The following is a 20,367-nucleotide window of genomic DNA, read 5'->3' on the forward strand; positions in this document are numbered from 1 at the left end:
ATATTGTTAATTATCTATACACATCTTCTATCATAAGGATGCAAATATTTACCAATATCGATTAGCTTTTCCAAGTCGATTATAATTTTTATAAGCCTGAATTTTAGATATTCCCTTCATTAAAATATCTATGCCATAAAACCTATTCTTAGTTTCTCCCATCTTTTTATATAACAGCTACATTTAGTAGTAGAACTACGTCGCAGAATCAAGGAAAATAGCCCTCTTTTTAGCAGCGAACTGTTTCTTCGCCTCTGCTCGTGTTCAGGATTTTTAGATGAAGTTTGAAAAATTAGGTCAGTCGGGGCGCGCCCGTCGTGGTCGTTTAACTTTAGAACATGGTGTTGTTGAAACACCTGTTTTTATGCCAGTGGGGACTTACGGTACAGTCAAAGGCATGTTACCTCGTGACATCGAAGACATTCAGGCACAAATTATTTTAGGAAATACATTCCATTTATATTTGCGTCCGGGTCTTGAAGTGATTAAAGAACACGGCGGTTTGCATGACTTTATTAAATGGAATAAGCCAATTTTGACTGACTCTGGCGGTTTCCAGGTTTTTAGTCTTGGCGCAATGCGCAAAATCAAAGAGGAAGGTGTTACTTTCCGCTCACCGATTGATGGTTCAAAAGTATTTTTATCACCTGAAATTTCTATGGAAATTCAGCAGGTCTTGAACTCTGACATCGTTATGATTTTTGATGAGTGTACGCCTTACCCTGCAACACATGAAGAAGCTCAAAAATCATTGCAGCTTTCTTTACGCTGGGCAAAACGTTGTAAAACCCATCATCATGATGAGCTCAAAAATCACAATGCGTTATTTGGCATTATTCAAGGTGGCATGTATGAAGACTTACGCGATGAGTCTTTAAATGGCCTTTTAGAAATCGGCTTTGACGGTTACGCAATTGGCGGTTTATCTGTAGGTGAACCTAAAGAAGAGATGATCAAAGTTTTAGATTATCTACCGAATAAAATGCCACATGACAAACCTCGTTATTTGATGGGCGTTGGTAAACCAGAAGATATCGTTGAAGCGGTGCGCCGCGGTGTCGATATGTTTGACTGTGTAATGCCGACTCGTAATGCGCGAAACGGTCATTATTTTGTCACTGATGGTCTGGTACGTATTCGTAATAGTAAATATCGCCATGACCAGAGCCCGCTCGATCCACATTGCGATTGCTACACTTGTAAGAACTTTACCCGTGCTTATCTATTCCACCTTGAAAAATGTGGAGAAATGTTGGCATCTATGCTCGGTACTATTCATAACTTACGTTATTACCAACGTTTGACTGAAGGTATGCGTGATGCATTAGACAATGGCACATTTGATGAATTTGTTCAGGACTTTTATACCCGTCGTGGTTTAGAAGTTCCACCATGTCCGGTTGATGAATAAGCCAGATTTGCGCTCAACCTCAAGACAAGGTAAATTGCAAAACGAATTAGGATTATGTCAGTTATCTGACTCATATTTTTAACTTTAGGAAATCAAAATGAGCTTTTTAATTTCTGCTGCTCATGCAGCACCGGCAGCTGGCCCAACTAACGGTATTTTGCCAAACATCTTGATGATTGTCGTATTCGTTGCAATCTTTTATTTCTTAATTTGGCGCCCTCAAGCAAAACGTGCTAAAGAACACCGTTCTTTGATCGAGAGCTTAGGTGTTGGTAGTGAAGTTGTTTTCGCTGGCGGTTTAATGGGCAAAGTAACCAAAATTGAAGGTGACTATGCAGTTGTTGAACTTAGCCGTGGTGTAGAAGTAAAAATTCAGCGTGCCAGCGTAATTTCAGTATTACCTGAAGGCACTCTAAATAACCTTTAATCATAAAACAGTCGTGCTTTAGCACGGCTTTTTCATTTAAGAAGAAAGCGAATGCGTTACCCTGCATGGAAATATTTACTGATTCTGGTTGTTCTGGTAATCAGTACATTATACGCACTGCCTAGTCTATATCCGGATGAGCCCGCTGTTCAAATTTCCGGTGCCAAAGCTGGTACCCAAATTGATCAAAGTGTGGTGAAAAAAGCAGAGCAAATTTTAAAAACAGCAAATATTGCGAGCCATGACAATACTTTTACAAATAATGCTGCCCTATTGCGTGTCAGTTCATCTGAAGCGCAGTTAAAGGCAAAAGAAGTATTACGTCGTGACTTAGGTGATGAATATGTTGTCGCCCTAAACCTTGCACCAACCACACCGGAATGGCTGCAAAAGATTGGGGCAAAACCAATGAAACTTGGTTTGGACTTACGTGGTGGTGTCCACTTCTTGCTTGAAGTAGATATGGACAAAGCCGTTGCCCAACGTATGGAAACCTCTGCCACCGATTTGCGTCGTCAGTTCCGTGAAAACAAGATCAAATTTAACAGTCTTGCATTAACAAATAATGTGATCACTGTTCAATTTGCTGACAATGCTGACCGTGATGTAGCAATGGATTTTTTACGTCGTAATGGGAATGAATATACCCAACAGGCATTAGCAAGCTCTACAGGTTCTACTTTAAAGCTTACTTATACCGATGTACGTCGCCAAGAAATTCAGTCATATGCGGTAAATCAGAACTTAACAACATTACGTAATCGTATTAACGAACTTGGTGTTGCAGAAGCATTGGTACAAAGTCAGGGTAGCAACCGTATTGTTGTTGAATTACCGGGTGTACAAGATACAGCTGAAGCTAAACGTGTTTTAGGACGTACTGCGAACCTCGAATTCCGTTTAGTTTCTGACTTAAATGATCAATATATCGATCCATATACGGGTAAATATAATGGTCAACCTTTACCTCCGGGTACAGAAGTATTTGCTTATGAGTCTTTAGATAGCGGTCGTCAGCTCTTGTTGCAACGTAACCGAATCTTGACTGGTGAGCGTGTTCAAAATGCAAGCTCTGGCTTTAGTCAGGACTCTGGCGGTGCCGAAGTAAATATCACGCTCGACAGCGCTGGCGGTAAGCTAATGTCCGATGCAACCCGTAATGCAGTTGGTAAACGCATGGCGGTATTGTTCATCGAGAACAAGCAAAAAATTAACTATGTCACAGATCCAAAAACTGGTGCACAAACAGAAGTTCGTACGCCATACACTGAGTCTGTAGTCATTAACGCTGCAACAGTTCAAGCTGTTTTAGGTTCGACTTTCCGTATTACCGGTTTAAGTTCTCCTCAAGAAGCATCTGAACTTGCATTAATGCTTCGTGCTGGTGCTTTAGCTGCGCCAATGTACTTTGTTGAAGAGCGTGTAGTAGGTCCAAGCCTTGGTCAAGAAAACATTGATAAAGGTGTATTGTCTACTCAAATCGGCTTCTTGCTCGTTGCAATCTGGATGGTGGTTTTCTTCCGCGTATTCGGTTTAATCGCGAACTTTGCTCTTGTGTTTAACTTGGCAATGATTTTAACCGTGATGTCATGGATTGGAGCTTCCCTCACCTTACCGGGTATTGCCGGTATCGTTATTACCATTGGTATGGCGGTCGATGCGAACGTATTGATATGTGAGCGTATCCGAGAAGAAATGCTCTGGGGGGCCTCACCCAAACAGGCCATTGTGGCCGGTTATGATCGAGCCTATAACACCATTTTTGACTCGAACTTAACCACGTTCCTTGTTGCATTCATTCTGTTTGCAATTGGTACAGGCCCAATCAAAGGTTTCGCCGTGACATTAATGATCGGTATTATTTGTTCGATGTTTACTGCAATTACAGTAACTCGTGCAATCGTACAAATCATTTATGGTAAACGCCGTAATTTGAAAAAGTTGAGCATTTAAGGAGATCAATGATGACTAAAGTGACTCAACAAGATTCAAAACAATATGGTCGTCCGGATGATGCAAAAATCATCCCGTTCATGAAGATTGCCAAACCTGCAGCGATCTTCTCGATCCTGATTACTTTGGCAAGTATTTTCTTTATTGCGACTAAAGGTCTTAACCTCGGTTTGGACTTTACAGGTGGTGTTTCAGCTGAGCTTAACTATGCTCAACCAGCCAATCAGTCTGAAGTTATTCAGGCACTCGATAAAGCGGGTTTTAAAGATGCTGTAGTACAAACCTTAGGCAGTAATAAAGACTTACTTGTGCGCATGCCAGTACAAGAAGTTAAGGTTGAAGACCTTAGTAATGCGATTACTAAAGCAGTGCAGTTACCAAATAATGCTGCCGAAGTTCATAAAGTGGACTCTGTTGGTGGTCAAGTTGGTAATGAACTCTATGTCCGTTCTGCTGGTGCAGTTGCACTTGCCCTTATCTTAATGTTGATCTACGTAACCATCCGCTTTGAGTTTAAACTCGCGATGGGTGCCGTAATGTCTTTATTCCATGACATCATCATTATTATTGGTGCTTTTGCATTATTCCAATGGCCATTTGACCTTACAGTGTTAGCTGCGGTACTTGCTGTTATTGGTTTCTCGCTTAACGATAACATCGTAGTGTCAGACCGTATCCGTGAAAATTTCCGTAAGATTCGCGGTGCGACTCCTCGTGAAATCGTCGATATTGCGTTAACAGAGACTTTACGTCGTACCATTCATACCTCAATGACATTATTACTTGTTGTACTTGCAATGATGTTCTTAGGTGGTGATGGTCTACACTGGTTCTCTGTGGCAATGTTTGTTGGTGTATTTGTCGGTACTTATTCTTCGATTTATATCGGTACTGCATTTGCATTATGGCGTGGTCTTAACCGTCAAGACTTCATCGTTCAGGTTAAACCTGAATTTGAGGATGAAATTCCTTAAGTTGTCTAAAACAAGACAAATAAAAAACCGCGATTCATTCGCGGTTTTTTATTTGATTCAAAAATTATTTACGGCGTAATGCATCCGAAATAGCTTCAACCAATTGTTGAGAAATTTCCTGTTTAGATGCTTTCTCCAACTCCCGCTTTTTCATGTGATAGCTTTCAGCAAAGAAAACTGTCATCGCATTCTCATCGGAAGCAAATCCAATATCAGCACGTGATACATCGTTACACGCAATCATGTCTAATTTTTTAGCAACAAGTTTACCTGCCGCATATTCTTCAACATTTTGCGTTTCGGCTGCAAAGCCCACCATAAATGGACGTTTTTCCTGACCTGCGATTGTTGCCACAATATCTGGATTTTTAACCAGGGAAACATTCAACTCATCCCCTGCTTTTTTAATTTTATGCTCAGCAACTTCTGCTACGCGATAGTCTGCAACTGCCGCAGTCGCAATAAAAATATCGCAGCCTGTTTCTAGTGAACTCATACTGACGTCAAGCATTTGTCGTGCTGAGGCAACATTTACACGTTGAACACCATTAGGCGTATCTAAACTTACAGGTCCCGCAATCAGAGTCACTTGCGCGCCAGCAGCATAACAAGCAGCGGCTAAAGCAAAGCCCATTTTGCCAGTACTATGGTTTGAGATATAACGGACAGGATCAATCGCTTCACGTGTCGGCCCAGCAGTAATAACTACTCGCTTACCTGCCAACAGTCCAAATTTCTCAGCGATGGCACGTTGAGCTTGATGGAAATAGCCAGCGACTTGGCGAGCAATTTCTTCTGGCTCAGGCATACGGCCTAAGCCAACATCACCACAAGCCTGCTCACCCGCATCCGGCATGATCACATGTACGCCATCTTCGACCAAGGTTTGCAAATTACGTTGAGTTGCTTTAGCCGCCCACATTTGCTGATTCATCGCCGGAGCTACCCAAACAGGAGATTTTGTTGCCAAAAAAACTGTACTGAGTAAATCATCTGCCAAACCATTCGCAAATTTAGCCAATGTGTCACAACTTGCAGGTGCGACTAGTAATAAATCAGCCCAACGTGCTAATTCAATATGTCCCATACCCGCTTCAGCCGCAGGGTCTAAAAGTTCAGTATGAACAGGATTACCAGAAAGAGCCTGAAAAGTTAGTGGTGTAATAAATGCCTGAGCACCATGTGTCATCACCACTCGCACGTCAAAGCCATAATCTTTGAGACGGCGGACTAAGATGGCACTTTTATAGGCAGCAATTCCGCCAGTAACAGCTAAAACAATGTTTTTATGAGGAATAACGCTTAGATCAAAGCTCACGAACAGGATACCTTTCTGTTGCAGTGGCGCTCACAATAGCATTAAATACGCGCAGACCCAAGATTGATTGGGCAAACAAAATAAAATTTTAAGCGAATAATGTTGGGGAATATGAATACTTCTATTAAAAATTGGCCTGAACAAGAACGGCCAAGAGAACGGTTATTACAACAAGGTCCACAAAGTTTATCAGATGCTGAGCTACTCGCGATTTTTCTTCGCTCAGGTTCACGGCAATATTCAGCAGTCGAGTTATCTCGTTTACTCATTCAGCACTTCGGTAATCTTAATGCCGTGTTTGATGCCTCATTTAGTGAGTTAACTCAATTTAATGGCATTGGGGCAACGAAATATTCACAATTACTGGCAGTCAAAGAACTTGGACGGCGTTATCTCGATCATCACTTCCAGACAAATAATCTCAGCCTTCATTCATCAGATTTAGTTTTGGATTATCTGCGCTATGAATTAAAAGGCGAAAAACAAGAAGTCTTTGCTGTTTTGTGCCTAGATCCCGAATTAAGAAAGCTTCATTTTAAAAAGCTATTCTTTGGTTCAGTTCAGCATTGCCCAGTTTCGGTCAATCAAACCTTACGCTATGCCTTACAGCAACATGCTTGCCAGCTCGTTATTGCACACAATCATCCATTTGGTTCAGCGCAACCATCTTCCCAAGATATTGCCTTAACTCAGCAACTTGAACAGGCTTGTCAGCTTGTCGAAATTCGTTTGCTTGACCATTTTATTATCTCACCAGAAGGGAGCTTTTCCTTTGCTGAACAACAACTGCTCAACCCAACAACAATATCAGTTCAATGATATTGACAAAGTACCACTAAGCCTAGAAGATCAAAACAAAAATAGCGATGTTTAAAATAAAATGATTGTTCGGGAACAGCCTAGTATTTTCAAAGTATTATTCTCTTGGCGAGGCACAATTTTACCCAAAATTTTGCCATCCCTAGGCGTTGTGATGCTGATCTCGGCAATCATTGGTGGAGTAGAATACATCAATCTTTATCGCTTTCCAGAGATTCCTTTGGTTGGCTTCACACTCATTGGTGTCGTACTTTCGATCTTCCTAGGATTTAAAAATACTGCGTGTTATGACCGTTGGTGGGAGGCCCGAAAATTATGGGGCGTTCTAATCGCAACTTCACGCCATTTTGACCGTGACTGCCGTATTTTAACTCAAGCTCGCCGTGAGCGTGTTATTCAACATGTGATTGTTTTTGCTAATGTATTACGTGACCGTTTACGTCGTCAGACGGCGAACCCAACTGAGTTGATTCAAACCAGTGGTATGAGTCAGCAAGCACTCACTCAACTCTACCAACAAAATAATGCCCCTCAGTACACGCTCAGTCTCATTCACTGGGAATTGTTGCAGGCACTTAAAGAAGGCGAAATTTCTGACATCATTTATGCACAAATGAATAAGAATGTTGCCGACTTAAGTGTCGTACAAACTGGCTGTGACCGAATTGCCAATACACCCATTCCATTTGCCTATTCGGTTTTGCTTAACCGTACAGTTTATTTTTTCTGTTTTATGTTGCCATTTAGTCTGGGTTCATTGCTTGGATTAGCAACACCTTTACTCGTCGGAATTTTGGCATACACATTTTTGGGTCTGGATGCTCTAAGCTCTGAAATTGAAGAGCCTTTCGGTACGCAAAGTAATGATTTACCGCTAGATGCAATGGTACGTAGTATCGAGATTGAATTATTAGGGACTCTCGGTAAACCAACACCTCCTCCAATTCAAGCTCAAGATAACAACTTACTCTGAGCTCGATTAAACAAAACGTTCCCAAATCCCATGCTGCTTATCAGTGGGTTTAGGTGTATTTCCTAGTTTAATCCATGGCATATTTTCACCATGAAAATCACTGCCAATTGAAACTGCCAACTGATATTGTTCAATCATTCGATCAATCATCTGGCGAGTAGATAGAGGTTCCATTGGTGGAGGTAACTCAATTGCGTCTCCACCTAAAGTTGCGAATAATTCAATTAAATAACGAACGTTAGTTGCAGATAAATCATAACGGGTCGGGTGTGCTAATACTGCGAAGCCTTTACTTTGATGAATCACATCAATCGTTTCTTTTAAGCTTAGTCCTTCAAACTTTACAAAAGCACGTTTTCCTTCTTTTAAGAAACGATCAAATGCTTGTTGAGGACGAGTCACGACATTTTTCTCGACTAATGTTTTAGCAATGTGAGTTCTTGTTATCCTATCCGCCTGATGTTCTACTTTAGCAAGAACATCATCATAAATCTGAAAACCAATACATTTTTCTAATAGCTCACAAATCACTTTAGCTCTTTGCGCCCTAATTCTTTTTTGTTGTTCTAATGCTTCTAAAATTGGTGCTTCATCTTGCATATTTAAAGCAACAATATGTACACCATAACTCTTCTTAGTGGTTGGGCGCGACCACTGACTAGAAATCTCTGCACCAGAAATAATATTTAAATCATGGCCTTGTGCAGCAATTTTTGCACGCTGCAACCCATCCATTGTATCGTGGTCAGTCAAAGCCAACGTATGCAAGTTCACATCTATAGCAGCTTGCACCAGCAATTCCGGAGACAAAGTTCCATCAGAAATATTGCTATGTGTATGTAAATCTATGCCTTGCATCTTTTATACTATGCCATTCGCCAAACCTGATCAGATACTCTAACATGAAAGCACTTCTGGACTTTGTTCCATTAATTATTTTCTTCTATTTATATAAAACAGTTGATCCAACTGACACCCAGCATCCTTTACTGAAACTGATCGGGTCTGCTGGTGGTGCCGATAATAATAATATTCTTGTAGCGACGACTGGCTTAATTATTTCAATGCTTGTGGTATATGGTGCCCTATTCGTTTTCCAAAAATTCCGTCTTGATAAACAACAGTGGTTTGTATTGTTTATGACTGTCATTTTTGGTGGCATCACCCTCATGTTAAGTGACGATTTCTATATTCGTCTTAAAGCTGCGATTTTAAATTTAGTTTTTGCAGGCGCATTCTTGGTTTCACCTTGGTTTGGTAAAGACCGTAAACCACTCATTCAACGCTTATTTGACCCGATTTTAGATTTGAGTGAAAAAGGTTGGAAAAACCTCAATTTTGCTTGGGCTGCGATGTTTGTCGTGATGTCTTGTCTCCATGTATTCTTCGCGTTTTTATTTCACGGTGGAAAATATTGGGGCGAATTTACTGCATTTGGTGACATGATCGTGATGTTTTCATTTATCATTATTCAGTTCATTATTTTACGCAAACATTTTAAGTCACCAGACGCTTAAAGTGCTTCCAGATTGATTATAGAGATACGATTACATGCCTTTTTTTGTTCTAAGCTGTACCGATAATGAAGGAACTTTAGAAAAACGCTTGGCAGTACGCCCTCAGCATATCGAACGTCTACAAAAACTCGATGATGAAGGCCGCCTTGTTACAGCGGGTGCTATGCCAAAAGATCCTAATGATCCGCAAGCAGGCTTCTATGGTAGCACCATGATTGTTGAATTCGACAGTCGCGAAGCATTAGATGAATGGTTAAAAGAAGAACCATTTGTTAAAGAAGGCATTTATGCTCACGTTGATGTAAAACCGTTTAATAAAGCATTTCCAAAAGGGTAATCGCATGCAGCTTGCAATCAAAAGCTTTCTTGGCTTGTGTTTGATTTGTTCAACTGCTGGAGCAGTTGAACCTGCTGCGACACCAGCAACTCCTTCTCCAAGTGCGCCTTCAGCTCAAGCCGCTAAACCAGCTCCAACATCTGTAACTGGGATCAAGACAGCAGCAACGGCCGCACCAACTGCAACACAACCACTTACAGCAGAACAGCTCGCAAAGAACAAGCAACAGCAAGACGCAAAAATCAAAGCCTTAGTTCAAGATCAAGCATCTCGCTTAAAGCAGTTAGAGCATGCCAACCTTGAAGCATTGGCTCAGAACCAAGAGTTACAGCTAAAAAATGATAATCTCTCTGTTCAGGTTCAAGTCTTACAAAGTGAACGAAGTGCGCAAATGTTTTTATATGGTGCTGTTACCTTAGCGGGTGGTGTATTGCTAGGTTTCTTTATTGCTAGTTATATTCATACAAAACGTCGACGCCAGTGGTAATACCAAGCGATCTATTAAATTCAATGAACGTATCAAACCGTATCCAAACAGCAGAGCTGGACTGGGAATTTGTCGATGGTATCGAGATTCCCATTTCTAAACAATTTGGTGATGTCTACTTTTCTAAAGATAATGGCCTATTTGAAACACGACATGTTTTTCTAAATGGTAACGACTTATCAGAACGATTAGCCAATCTAAAAGATTTTGAATATTTCAGTGTAGGAGAAACCGGTTTTGGTACAGGTTTAAATATTCTTGCACTCTGGCAACTTTGGCAACAAGTTCGCCCTAATAATCAAAGCCATTTACACGCAATTAGCGTAGAAAAATTTCCGTTAAGTAAAGCTGATCTCATTCGCGCTTTAAATGTCTGGGATGAGCTTAAACCACTTGCAGAGCAGTTAATTGAACAATATCCCCTGCCTATTGCCGGATGTCATCGTTTAACTTTCCCTAAAGAACGTTTTAGCATCGATTTATGGCTTGGAGATGCGCAAGAAATTTTCCCAAGCATGGCTAAAACTAAAGCTGTGAATGCCTGGTTTTTAGATGGCTTTGCACCGTCTTGCAACCCAGACATGTGGGAACAGAATGTTTTAAACAATATTGTCCGTCTTTCAGGTTATGGCACTACATTTGCCTCTTTTAGTGTTGCTGGCATTCTAAAACGTGGACTCAAAGCACATGGTATTGATATTTCTCGTCCACGTGGTTTTGGCCATAAACGAGAAATGCTCAAAGCAGTCTGGAATCTGCCTGAATCTGATGAAGGTTCCACAGAATTAGGGCAAACTCACGCATTGGCTACAGAGCAACAGCATATTGCGATTATAGGGGCTGGTGTAGCAGGTTTAAGCACGGCGTGGGCATTTGCAACACGTGGCCACCAAGTGACCTTATACGAGCAAAACAATGCATTATCGGGTGCCTCTGGAAACCCTTTGGCATTACTTAATCCGAAACTATGCCCAATTGAACAAAGTCATGAACACCTCATGACCTTAAGTTGGCAACATGCTTTAAATTTTTATAAAAATTTTAATGCATTCCGTCCACTTCAAATTCAACAAATTGCATTGAAAAATGCAGAAGAACTTCTCGATTTGGTAAATCAGTATCCAGCAGAAGTTGTTACCCACTCAACGAACTTACTTGAAACTGATTATTCAAGCATATTACTAACTGAGGCTGGTTCCGTTTCACCACATCAATTACGTGATGAAATTTTGCAGCATCCATATATCAATCTCAAAATTGCCCATGTCACAGCACTTGTTTCTTCTGAAAATAAAGTTCAATTGCAAACCAATAATCAAATTATTGCAGAAGCAGATCACGTCGTTGTGTGCTGTGCTCGAGAAAGTGCTGCCTTATTTGACAGCTATCCGCAGTTAAAACCAATACGTGGACAAGTGAGCTGGGTTGATAATACGTTTGCTCCTCTGTCTTTAAATGAAGCTTATAGCTATGGCGGCTATTGCATGCAACTTGATGCCTCACAGATGATTTTAGGCGCGTCTTTCTACCCAAATCGTGAAGATCAAGATGTACTTCCCGAAGACCATGTGCATAACTTTGAATTAATCCACAGTGTATTCCCTGAATATGCTGAAAAGTTACCATCACCTTCGGCATGGCAAGGGCGTGCATCTATACGGGCACAAAGCTTGGATTATTTTCCTCTAGTTGGAAAAATGCAGGACAATAGCCGAATTGCTACTTTTGCTGGGCTTGGCTCTAAAGGCTTCTTATTCGCCCCGCTATGCAGTGAAATCTTAGTTGCTCAAATATTAGGAGAAGCTTGTCCAGTACCAGACCGCCTATTACAAAAATTGAATCCTCAACGGTTCCAAAAGAAAGTGAAACCTAAAAAGCCTTATTTTAAACCGCAATAATTCATTTCAATAAAAAAGCACCCGAAGGTGCTTTTTTTATGCGCCCTGCTCTAGAGGCAAGCCAGCATCACGAGCTGCACGTGTCCCGCCCATCAGCACGACATATTCACGCGAGGCATCCAATCCTTCTAGTTTCTCAGCTGCACGAGGAGCTTTGCTACCACCACCACATAAAATATAAATCGGCTGACCCGCAGAGACCTGGTTCAAAATATCAGCATTCAAATCATTAATTGGGCGATTCACCGCACCTTTAACATGCCCTTCTGCATAAGCATTAGTATCACGGACATCCCAGATAACAGCATTTTCTGGGAATTCAAATGTTGTAATTTCTTGTTTACGGATCATTGTGCACTCCTTTGATGTAAACAACACTTGGCAAATGAAGAAAACCCTCTTAGCATCTCAAATATTCTTTCACTTTGTAAAGGCCTAAACTATGCCTTCTTTCGATATTGTCTCTGAATTAGAGTTATTTGAAGTTAATCATGCTGTACAAAACACACAAAAAGAGATTGCAACACGCTTTGACTTCCGTGGTCACGATGTTTCTATCGAATTAAATGAAAAAAATAAAGAAATCAAAATCAGTACCGAAAGTGATTTCCAGTGTGAACAAGTTTATAACATGTTAGAAAATCATTTTTATAAACGTAAAATTGATGTTCAAGCACTTGATCCACAAAAAGCTGCGGCTTCTGGCAAAAACTTTGTACAAGTGATTAAACTTAAAGATGGTCTTGACTCTGATACTGCAAAAAAAATTAATAAAGCCATTAAAGAAAGTGGCGTTAAAGTGCAATCTTCTATTCAAGGCGACAAAATTCGTGTAACTGATAAAAAGCGTGACACCTTACAACAAGTCATGACTTTTTTACGTGAACAACAATTCGGTGTGCCATTACAGTTTAATAACTTTAAAGATTAATATCTTGTCGGCCATTTAAAGCTAAGGTAATCCCATGTCTCAATCCAACCGTCTATCAAAACTGGTAAAAGCAACTTCAAAATTCCCTAAAGGCATTCGGAGCACGCTTTGGAGCAAGGCGTTTGGTCGTATCGTACCAATGGTGGGTACAGCAAATATCCGCTATCTGGAAGTAGACTCAAACCACGTTACTGTCCGTTTAGATAACCAAAAAAATATGCAAAATCATATTAAAGGAGTGCATGCCGCGGCTATGGCTCTTTTAGCAGAAACTGCAACAGGTTTTCTAACTGGTTTACATATTCCTGATAATCGTATTTTATTAATCAAATCATTACATGTAGATTATTTAAAAGTGGTTGAAGGCGGTTTGACTGCTACAGCAACATTGTCTGCTGAACAACAAAAGTTTATTGCAGATAATGAGAAAGGCGAACTTGTGATTCCTGTTACTGTGATTGATGACGCAGGCAATGAACCAATTCAATGCCAAATGCTCTGGGCATGGTTACCTAAACGTAAGAAATAATAACTAATCTAAAGTATTTTTAGACGGTTATTTACCTCAAGATATAAAACTAATATTTTGTATCTTGAGGTTAAAAATGAAAAAAATATTAATTCTTTCCTCTTTATTTACCAGTTTAATATTTACAACAATAACGGCTCACGCGACTGAACCCAGCATTAAAACCAGTAAAGCAACTTCGGCTAAATCAGAAGCTATTGATAAAGTAAGTGCTCAAAACAAAAGAATAGTGACCGACTTTTATGAAGGTGTCTTTTTAAAACATAAAGTCAAAGAATATGCAGACCGCTATATTGGTCAACAATACATTCAGCACAATCCTAATGTGCCAGATGGTAAAGCACCTTTCGTTAATTTCTTCACTGAAAAATTCCAAAAGAATCCTCAAGCTAAAAATGAGATTAAACGTGCGATTGCTGAAGGCAATCTTGTCGTTTTACATGTCCATTCGACTGAAAATGAAAAAGATCGAGGAAGAGCAATTGTTGATATATTCCGTGTTGAAAATGGAAAAATCGTAGAGCATTGGGATGTGATACAAAATATTCCTGAGCAAAGCAAAAATACAAATACGATGTTTTAATTTCTAAAAACTAGTTTTTCTTTTGAATAAAAATTAAAGCCTGAATACTAAGATTCAGGCTTTCTGATTCTTATTGAGTTTCCAAAAACTTCTGTTTCGCTTCTTCAGGTATTTGACGCTTATTACCTTTTACATCTACTGCTACAAAGGTAAAAACTCCTTCAGTAATGCGTATTGGTTCACGAGAGTCATCATGACTATCCCAAACTTCAATTTGCATCTGAATAGAAGTATTTCCAACTTTTAAGATCTTGGTATAGCAGCTAATGACAAAGCCAACTTTTACCGGAACCAAAAAGGTCATTTGATTAATAGAAATCGTAGCACAGCGACCACGACTGAAACGTTCTGCGTGAATTGCTCCAGCCAAGTCCATTTGTGACACAATCCATCCACCAAATACATCACCACTCCAGTTTGTATCTGCTGGCATGGCAATCGTTTGTAAGGATAAAATTCCTTCTGGTTTGGTATAAGCTTCTGACACCTTAGCTCCCGAAATTCGTTTGAAGTTGTTGATCGAGCCACTGTTGCAATTCAGACGCACGTAATGCACCGCTAATACGCGCGACCTCTGTCGTTTTATTCATTAAGACAAGTGTCGGAATACTTCTCACATGAAAAGCTTGGCTCAAGCGAGGAGATTCTTCGGTATCAATCTTGGCAAAGATAACGCCTGGATTCTGTTTTGCGACCTGCGCAAAATGTGGAGCCATCATTTTACAAGGTCCACACCATTCTGCCCATAAGTCTATAAGAATAGGTAGATCACTATTCGTGATGTAGTTACTAAAATTTTGCTCATTTAGCTCAATAGGTGCAAGCGGTAGTAATGGCTGATGACATTGCCCACAGCTTGGTTGCTCCGGAAGTTTTTCTTCCGGAACTCGGTTTTTAGCACCACACGATGCACATACAATAATCATTTACATCACTCCTATATGCTGATGTAAAAATTCTAATTGGGTTGTCACTGCTTTTTCAAACCATGAACCGTGATAGATATCAAAATGTTTCATATCCCATTCATGATAACTCACAAAAGGCGCAATATTTGTCGCAGCTTCACGGCTTGACTCAATAGGAATAAGTGAATCTTTTTGAGCAGCAATAAATAAAACAGGAATATTAATCTGGCGCACAACTTGGATTGGACGGTATCGCATCAGATTAAAAAAGACACGAGCAGGAACTTCCCCACTCCAATAATAATCAGGATTTACAATCGATAAATAGCCATAATAACTATCTGCGGTAGGCATAAAGCATAGGTTATGTTGATCAACAACAGGTAACCTCTTTGGATTAAGCCCCATCTTTGATCCCATATAATCCTGACTCGAAAGCTTTAATGCTTGGGGATAACGCTGTAAAGGATAGAGCTTGGCAGTTTCGGCGCCATCTACGTAGGGAATTTGTACTAAAACTGCTTGAATATTCTTTAACTCAGAAGCTAGGCTTAGTGCATATCCCCCACTTAAAGAAGTTCCCCAAAGCACAATCCTTCGGTTATCTACAAGTTTACAAGTCGAAGCATACTGAATCACTGTCTTCCAATCTTCTAATTGTGAATTGATGGAGACCATTTCTCTAGGCTTACCAGTACTACCGCCCCAATATCTGTAATCAAACAAAATAACAGCGTAACCTGCTTGTGCAAATCGCTGGGCATACTGAATGAGTTTAAATTGACGCAATCCGGCAAAACCATGCGCCATGATAATTACCGCAGTTTTATTATTTGTTTTTGGAATATAAAAGTCAGCTGCGATCATTTCCTGATCACATGGAACATATAAAGGCTCAACCGTATAAGCGTGCATATGTGCTCCGTGGCATTATAGTCGAAGTAATGAATTTACAAAAAACATCCTGATCGCCTTTTAAAAATCTAGAGCTGTTCTATGACATAAGTTTTATCTATGTAGGAACAACATTTTAGTGTCTTGTATCTCAGGTTAAGCTTAATGCTATGATACAGCATAAGAGGTTTTGTTAAATTTTGGAGTGACGAAATGTCAGATAATGTTGGTTTCGCAGGTCAAATTGGTCCAGAACACGTTGGCCAAGTTGTAGAAAAAGGATTTAAATCTATTATTAATAACCGACCAGATATGGAAGGCGGCCCAGAACAACCTACAAGCGCTCAGATTGAAGAAGCAGCACGTCAAGTAGGCTTAGACTATGTTTATCAACCTGTTGTAGCTGGACAAATTACTGAGCTAGATGTACGTACTTTTGCTAATCATTATAATGAATTGCCAAAACCTGTGCTGATGTTCTGCCGCACAGGAAACCGTTCAAACAACCTATATCAATTAGCAAAACAAATGGACTTATTAGACGACTAAGTTTAAAAAATTGGTACTCTTTAAAACCCTATTTTCTTCTTTAAAGTAGGGTTTTGATAAATTATTTTGCATATCTCTGCACGAACTCAACAGAACTAAAAATAATATTAATTTAGAGTATTTATATCTTTTGATTCATTTATTAATTTTCTATGAATAAATTTATTTTCGTTCTTTTAAGCTGTTTAATCATTAGCGCATGCTCCTCAATGCAAGTAAAACCTACTGTAGGAGTAACGATGGGTACACGCATTTAATCAGTTACTCTGCCTATAAATATCATGAGCAACCTCATGAAATATATGTTATTTTATAAACCTAAAAAATTATTTTAAATAACTTATCATTTTAATGGGGATAATCATGAAACTTACTCAAGGAGTATGTGGAGTTACTTTGGCTGCTTTTTTGACAGCTTGTGGTGGGGGTGGCAATGATGGTTACTATAATCAAAATTCAAATTCTAGTTCTACAACAACACCAACCACTCCATCACCAGATCAGGAGTTAGCGACCTCAGTTTTAAATAATGTAAAACAAGAAGGTAAATATCTATTTGGTGCCTATGATCTTAATGATGAAAAGCTATCAAAAGGTTACATTGATCATGCACTAGATACCTTCGCTCAAGGACCACTTAAGTTAACCTTAGATATTCGAAAAGTAGATCTTACCCAGTACTCCGATCACTATCGTGATAAATGTTTTATCAAGAGTACTACAGACTACCGCGCCTGCTATGTATTTAAAGGGGAAGAAATAAAAACTTTACTCACTGGATATAATGATTGGGATTTTGATATTACAGCAGACGACTTGAAGAACATTAAACTGGCAAACGACAATATATCTCCAAACTTACAGGACTATCAATCAAATACCAGAATTTATATTTTTGAAAATGAAAATAATGATAAAAACTTTCAAGATGTAACTATTACAGGTGCGTTTGCTTATCCTTTCCAACAGTCATGGGGACTTGAACAAACCAAGCAAAAAAGATTCGTATTAATTAATGCTGCCACAAGTGATTATAAAATTACGACAACCGCTCTAGTTCAAGATCCAGAGACTGGCCAACCAACTGAAAAAGAAGTAACCACGGGTGCAATGAGTGTCTATAAAGATAATACATCAATTGATGGTGATCTCTATGTAGTTCAAGGTGGTTCTGGTTTCAACGTACTCATTAATGACAATCCTAATGTCCCTTTTGCAGAGCCAATTTCATTTGTTGTGAACTCAACTCCTGGTAATACGAACAATGCGACATATAAAGTAATGGCTAATAATCACCAAATATTGAGCCTACCAAGTATTACTAGCCTTGAAGGAAGCCGAGTTGAAAATGAATCACCAACAACGAATGCACAGAAATTTAATGGCAGTATTTATTTAGAAGGACCAAATATTTTTACTTTCAAACAAAGCTTGAATGGAACTACATTAGACTTTAAGCATGTTATTAATGGGGTAAGCATTGAAGGTCAGTCTATTAATCAAAATGGGACTGTTTCAACAACCCTAAAAACACCTTTTATGCAAAAATTTACATTTTAAAGCTAAATAATTAGGATGAAACCCTCTGTTTAAGAGGGTTTTTCTATATATTCTAAATATCTATTAAAATAGCTTAATGACAATGTTCGATATTATTATCATTGGCGCAGGTACTGCTGGTATTAGCGCATATAAAGAAGCCGTTAAACATACCAACAATATTTTAATTATAAATGATGGACCATGGGATACCACTTGTGCTCGTGTAGGCTGTATGCCAAGTAAAGTTCTCATCTCTACAGCAAACCGTATGTTTGACATTCAAAATGCTCAAGAGGTTGCTTTAGACGTATCTGCAAATATTAATACTAATCAAGTGATGCAGCATGTACAAAATTTACGTGATAGATTTACACAAGCAACTTTAAAAGATTTAGATCAATGGCCGACTGAGCATAAAATTTCTGGCAAAGCACATTTTATTGATGCACAAACTGTAGAAGTTAACGGAAAACAGTACAAATCAAAAAGTTTTATTCTGGCGGTTGGTTCAACTCCTAATTATGATCAAATTTGGAAGCAAGAATTAGGAAACCGGCTTATAACAACAGACCAAATATTTGAGTTAAAAACACTTCCTAAATCTATTGCTGTAATTGGTAGTGGTGTGGTCGCTCTTGAGATTGCACAAGCTATGCATCGTCTAGGTGTAGAAACAACAATCTTCGCTCGCAGTAAACGAATTGGAATCCTAACTAGTTCTAGAGTTCAACAGCTTGCTCAAAAAGAGCTAGGAAAAGAATTAACAATTCTATTCGAGACTTTACCGAGTGAAGTTAAATGCAGTAAGGAAAACGCTGTATTAACTTACCAATTTGATGAAACAGAGAAAACTCTCGAAGTTGAATATGTTTTAGCTGCAACCGGCCGTACAAGTTTAATTGATACTTTAAAACTAGAAAATATTGATAATTCATTCAAAGATATTAAGTTATTACCTGTAAATGCTAAAACTAAGCAGCTACATACATATCCAATTTTTGTTGTCGGTGACGCTTACACCTCAACACCACTACAACATGAAGCAGCTCATGAAGGTAAAAAAGTTGTTTATAACTGCTTAAATTATCCGCAGGTAAACTCAGTTAAGACACTTACTCCATTAGGAATTGTCTTTAGCCATCCTGAAATGGCGATCGTAGGTCAAAGTTATAAGCAATTAAAAGATGAAGGTATAGATTTTATTACAGGCGAAGCCTCTTATGAACGACAAGGAAGAGCTATAGTTCTTGGAAAAAATAAAGGTGCTATTGAAGTTTATATAGAACGAAAAAGCCAAAAGCTTCTAGGTGCTGAGCTATTTACAGAAGCAACTGAACATATGGCCCATTTATTAAGCTGGATAATCGGTGAAGAATTAACGCTAAATGATATTCTGGAGAAACCCTTTTATCATCCGACTTTAGAAGAAGGTCTTCGCACTGCTCTAAAGCATGCGCGTAGACAACTGAAATAATCGATTTTAGAAGAGCTCTTTATTAATAAAAATTGGCTCTTCTCTACTTCACATTGCTTTAATTAATTCATTTGATGGGAAATAACCGCAACTAATGAAGCATTCTTTTCAGATGAACTAGTATATATCCATGTTTCTAAAGCCTTCCCATTTTTAGAAATAATATAATTTGTTGTGGTCAAATTCTTATCTTTATATACTTCTTTTTTATAAGTTAGGCCCGTAGATTCTGGAGGTAGCCAGCTTTCTAAATTCTTCTGAATTTCAGTTGAATTTCCTTTATTTATAAATAATGAACATACGCCATTATCGAGTTGAGTAATAACAAATTTTCCTTCAGAGGAACTTATCATCCATGCATGACCATTATAATCTTTTAAAACATGTGCAGCATATTCATTAGGCATTTGGATAAATCCCATATTTTTTGCTTGTTTATTTATTAATTCAGGATTTCCTCTAGAACTTACACAAATATTTAAAAAGGCTTTTGTACTATACAAACTTTTCACAGTTTCATTAGCATATATAGAACTACAACTGAGTGTTATAGCCAATATAAAGGAAAATATTTTAAATTCTGAAAATTTCATTATTAATACTCTTGTTATCATTTTAAATAATGTGATTTATATCATAATTCATTCTAAAGTTAGTCGGGGATTTAGATTTTTTTATCGCGATAAAGAAACACCCCCATTCGTTAGAACGGGGGTGTTTAGAATAATGAGCTGGCGATGACTTACTCTCACATGGGTAACCCCACACTACCATCAGCGCTAAGAGGTTTCACTTCTGAGTTCGGGAAGGGATCAGGTGGTTCACTCTTGCTATGGTCGCCAG

General features: G+C 38.9%; 23 protein-coding genes and 1 rRNA gene. 16 read left to right on the plus strand and 8 right to left on the minus strand.

Annotated elements, in window-relative coordinates:
• Window positions 1-277: 277 nt before the first annotated feature.
• The 4 genes from tgt to secF all read left to right on the plus strand — a co-directional run bounded on the left by tgt (window position 278) and on the right by secF (window position 4,765).
• Window positions 278-1,411 carry a tRNA guanosine(34) transglycosylase Tgt gene (gene tgt / locus HMPREF0013_RS22215; protein WP_005804726.1) on the plus strand — a complete coding sequence of 378 codons (1,134 nt, stop codon included), beginning with the start codon at window positions 278-280 and terminating at the stop codon, window positions 1,409-1,411.
• A 97-nt stretch (window positions 1,412-1,508) separates the two neighbouring features.
• Window positions 1,509-1,838, plus strand: a complete 330-nt coding sequence (yajC, locus tag HMPREF0013_RS22220) for a preprotein translocase subunit YajC (RefSeq protein WP_002116168.1) — start codon at window positions 1,509-1,511, stop codon at window positions 1,836-1,838.
• A 51-nt stretch (window positions 1,839-1,889) separates the two neighbouring features.
• Complete coding sequence (gene secD, locus HMPREF0013_RS22225; protein WP_005804727.1) at window positions 1,890-3,791, plus strand: protein translocase subunit SecD; 1,902 nt, start codon at window positions 1,890-1,892, stop codon at window positions 3,789-3,791.
• A gap of 8 nt (window positions 3,792-3,799) precedes the next feature.
• Window positions 3,800-4,765 (plus strand): protein translocase subunit SecF, encoded by a 966-nt coding sequence (gene secF / locus HMPREF0013_RS22230; RefSeq protein ID WP_005804728.1) that lies wholly within the window; start codon window positions 3,800-3,802, stop codon window positions 4,763-4,765.
• Between the two features lie 64 nt (window positions 4,766-4,829).
• On the opposite strand, the gene coaBC is transcribed toward secF, so the two are convergent.
• Window positions 4,830-6,083 carry a bifunctional phosphopantothenoylcysteine decarboxylase/phosphopantothenate--cysteine ligase CoaBC gene (coaBC, locus tag HMPREF0013_RS22235; RefSeq protein WP_002116235.1) on the minus strand — a complete coding sequence of 418 codons (1,254 nt, stop codon included), beginning with the start codon at window positions 6,081-6,083 and terminating at the stop codon, window positions 4,830-4,832.
• Between the two features lie 99 nt (window positions 6,084-6,182).
• On the opposite strand from coaBC, the gene radC reads away from it, so the two are divergent.
• The gene (gene radC / locus HMPREF0013_RS22240; protein ID WP_078210298.1) at window positions 6,183-6,902 is read left to right on the plus strand and encodes a RadC family protein; all 720 of its coding nucleotides are present in this window, start codon (window positions 6,183-6,185) and stop codon (window positions 6,900-6,902) included.
• Between the two features lie 61 nt (window positions 6,903-6,963).
• Window positions 6,964-7,875, plus strand: coding sequence for a bestrophin family protein (locus tag HMPREF0013_RS22245; protein WP_005064169.1), 912 nt, complete (start codon window positions 6,964-6,966; stop codon window positions 7,873-7,875).
• Window positions 7,876-7,881: 6 nt separating this feature from the next.
• Here the strand turns inward: HMPREF0013_RS22245 and HMPREF0013_RS22250 are convergent, their stop codons facing one another.
• Window positions 7,882-8,733, minus strand: a complete 852-nt coding sequence (locus HMPREF0013_RS22250) for a PHP domain-containing protein (protein WP_005804732.1) — start codon at window positions 8,731-8,733, stop codon at window positions 7,882-7,884.
• 44 nt (window positions 8,734-8,777) lie between these two features.
• On the opposite strand from HMPREF0013_RS22250, the gene HMPREF0013_RS22255 reads away from it, so the two are divergent.
• From HMPREF0013_RS22255 to mnmC, 4 genes are read left to right on the plus strand one after another with little or no spacing between them, the layout of a single operon-like run.
• On the plus strand, window positions 8,778-9,392 hold the full coding sequence (locus HMPREF0013_RS22255; RefSeq protein ID WP_005064166.1) for a septation protein IspZ: 615 nt from the start codon (window positions 8,778-8,780) through the stop codon (window positions 9,390-9,392).
• A gap of 34 nt (window positions 9,393-9,426) precedes the next feature.
• Window positions 9,427-9,729 carry a YciI family protein gene (locus HMPREF0013_RS22260; RefSeq protein ID WP_005804733.1) on the plus strand — a complete coding sequence of 101 codons (303 nt, stop codon included), beginning with the start codon at window positions 9,427-9,429 and terminating at the stop codon, window positions 9,727-9,729.
• Window positions 9,730-9,733: 4 nt separating this feature from the next.
• Complete coding sequence (locus tag HMPREF0013_RS22265) at window positions 9,734-10,216, plus strand: hypothetical protein (protein ID WP_005804734.1); 483 nt, start codon at window positions 9,734-9,736, stop codon at window positions 10,214-10,216.
• Window positions 10,217-10,239: 23 nt separating this feature from the next.
• Entirely contained in the window at window positions 10,240-12,114 is a 1,875-nt protein-coding gene (mnmC, locus tag HMPREF0013_RS22270; protein WP_005804735.1) for an FAD-dependent 5-carboxymethylaminomethyl-2-thiouridine(34) oxidoreductase MnmC, read from the plus strand.
• Window positions 12,115-12,150: 36 nt separating this feature from the next.
• Here mnmC and HMPREF0013_RS0105770 read toward each other — a convergent pair whose 3' ends face one another.
• Entirely contained in the window at window positions 12,151-12,465 is a 315-nt protein-coding gene (locus tag HMPREF0013_RS0105770) for a rhodanese-like domain-containing protein (protein WP_002116171.1), read from the minus strand.
• A gap of 91 nt (window positions 12,466-12,556) precedes the next feature.
• Between HMPREF0013_RS0105770 and HMPREF0013_RS22275 the strand changes: the two genes are divergently transcribed.
• The 3 genes from HMPREF0013_RS22275 (at window position 12,557) to HMPREF0013_RS22285 (ending at window position 14,157) form a co-directional block, all read left to right on the plus strand.
• Entirely contained in the window at window positions 12,557-13,045 is a 489-nt protein-coding gene (locus HMPREF0013_RS22275) for a YajQ family cyclic di-GMP-binding protein (protein WP_002051423.1), read from the plus strand.
• A gap of 34 nt (window positions 13,046-13,079) precedes the next feature.
• A complete protein-coding gene (locus HMPREF0013_RS22280; protein WP_005804736.1) occupies window positions 13,080-13,574 on the plus strand; it encodes a DUF4442 domain-containing protein in 495 nt (164 codons plus the stop codon).
• A gap of 76 nt (window positions 13,575-13,650) precedes the next feature.
• A complete protein-coding gene (locus HMPREF0013_RS22285; RefSeq protein WP_017400288.1) occupies window positions 13,651-14,157 on the plus strand; it encodes an ester cyclase in 507 nt (168 codons plus the stop codon).
• Between the two features lie 70 nt (window positions 14,158-14,227).
• On the opposite strand, the gene HMPREF0013_RS22290 is transcribed toward HMPREF0013_RS22285, so the two are convergent.
• Genes HMPREF0013_RS22290 through HMPREF0013_RS22300 form a run of 3 tightly spaced genes read right to left on the minus strand, consistent with a single transcriptional unit; the run spans window position 14,228 to window position 15,980 of the window.
• Window positions 14,228-14,644, minus strand: a complete 417-nt coding sequence (locus tag HMPREF0013_RS22290) for an acyl-CoA thioesterase (RefSeq protein WP_002116010.1) — start codon at window positions 14,642-14,644, stop codon at window positions 14,228-14,230.
• Window position 14,645: 1 nt separating this feature from the next.
• Complete coding sequence (gene trxC / locus HMPREF0013_RS22295; RefSeq protein WP_005804738.1) at window positions 14,646-15,083, minus strand: thioredoxin TrxC; 438 nt, start codon at window positions 15,081-15,083, stop codon at window positions 14,646-14,648.
• Window positions 15,084-15,980 carry an alpha/beta hydrolase gene (locus HMPREF0013_RS22300; RefSeq protein WP_005804739.1) on the minus strand — a complete coding sequence of 299 codons (897 nt, stop codon included), beginning with the start codon at window positions 15,978-15,980 and terminating at the stop codon, window positions 15,084-15,086.
• Window positions 15,981-16,172: 192 nt separating this feature from the next.
• Between HMPREF0013_RS22300 and HMPREF0013_RS22305 the strand changes: the two genes are divergently transcribed.
• From HMPREF0013_RS22305 to HMPREF0013_RS22315, 3 genes are all read left to right on the plus strand, one after another.
• Window positions 16,173-16,508: a TIGR01244 family sulfur transferase gene (locus tag HMPREF0013_RS22305; RefSeq protein WP_002116083.1), complete on the plus strand. Its 336-nt coding sequence runs from the start codon at window positions 16,173-16,175 to the stop codon at window positions 16,506-16,508.
• A 363-nt stretch (window positions 16,509-16,871) separates the two neighbouring features.
• Window positions 16,872-18,068 (plus strand): hypothetical protein, encoded by a 1,197-nt coding sequence (locus tag HMPREF0013_RS22310; RefSeq protein ID WP_025464196.1) that lies wholly within the window; start codon window positions 16,872-16,874, stop codon window positions 18,066-18,068.
• An 82-nt stretch (window positions 18,069-18,150) separates the two neighbouring features.
• Entirely contained in the window at window positions 18,151-19,524 is a 1,374-nt protein-coding gene (locus HMPREF0013_RS22315) for a dihydrolipoyl dehydrogenase (RefSeq protein ID WP_005804741.1), read from the plus strand.
• Window positions 19,525-19,586: 62 nt separating this feature from the next.
• Here HMPREF0013_RS22315 and HMPREF0013_RS25490 read toward each other — a convergent pair whose 3' ends face one another.
• Window positions 19,587-20,117 carry an NMCC_0638 family (lipo)protein gene (locus tag HMPREF0013_RS25490; protein ID WP_005804742.1) on the minus strand — a complete coding sequence of 177 codons (531 nt, stop codon included), beginning with the start codon at window positions 20,115-20,117 and terminating at the stop codon, window positions 19,587-19,589.
• Window positions 20,118-20,253: 136 nt separating this feature from the next.
• Window positions 20,254-20,367: ribosomal RNA gene (gene rrf, locus HMPREF0013_RS22325) — 5S ribosomal RNA — on the minus strand; the annotation flags it as partial.

The organism is Acinetobacter sp. SH024, from assembly GCF_000163635.1.
In the GTDB taxonomy this organism is placed as follows: Bacteria; Pseudomonadota; Gammaproteobacteria; order Pseudomonadales; family Moraxellaceae; genus Acinetobacter; species Acinetobacter pittii.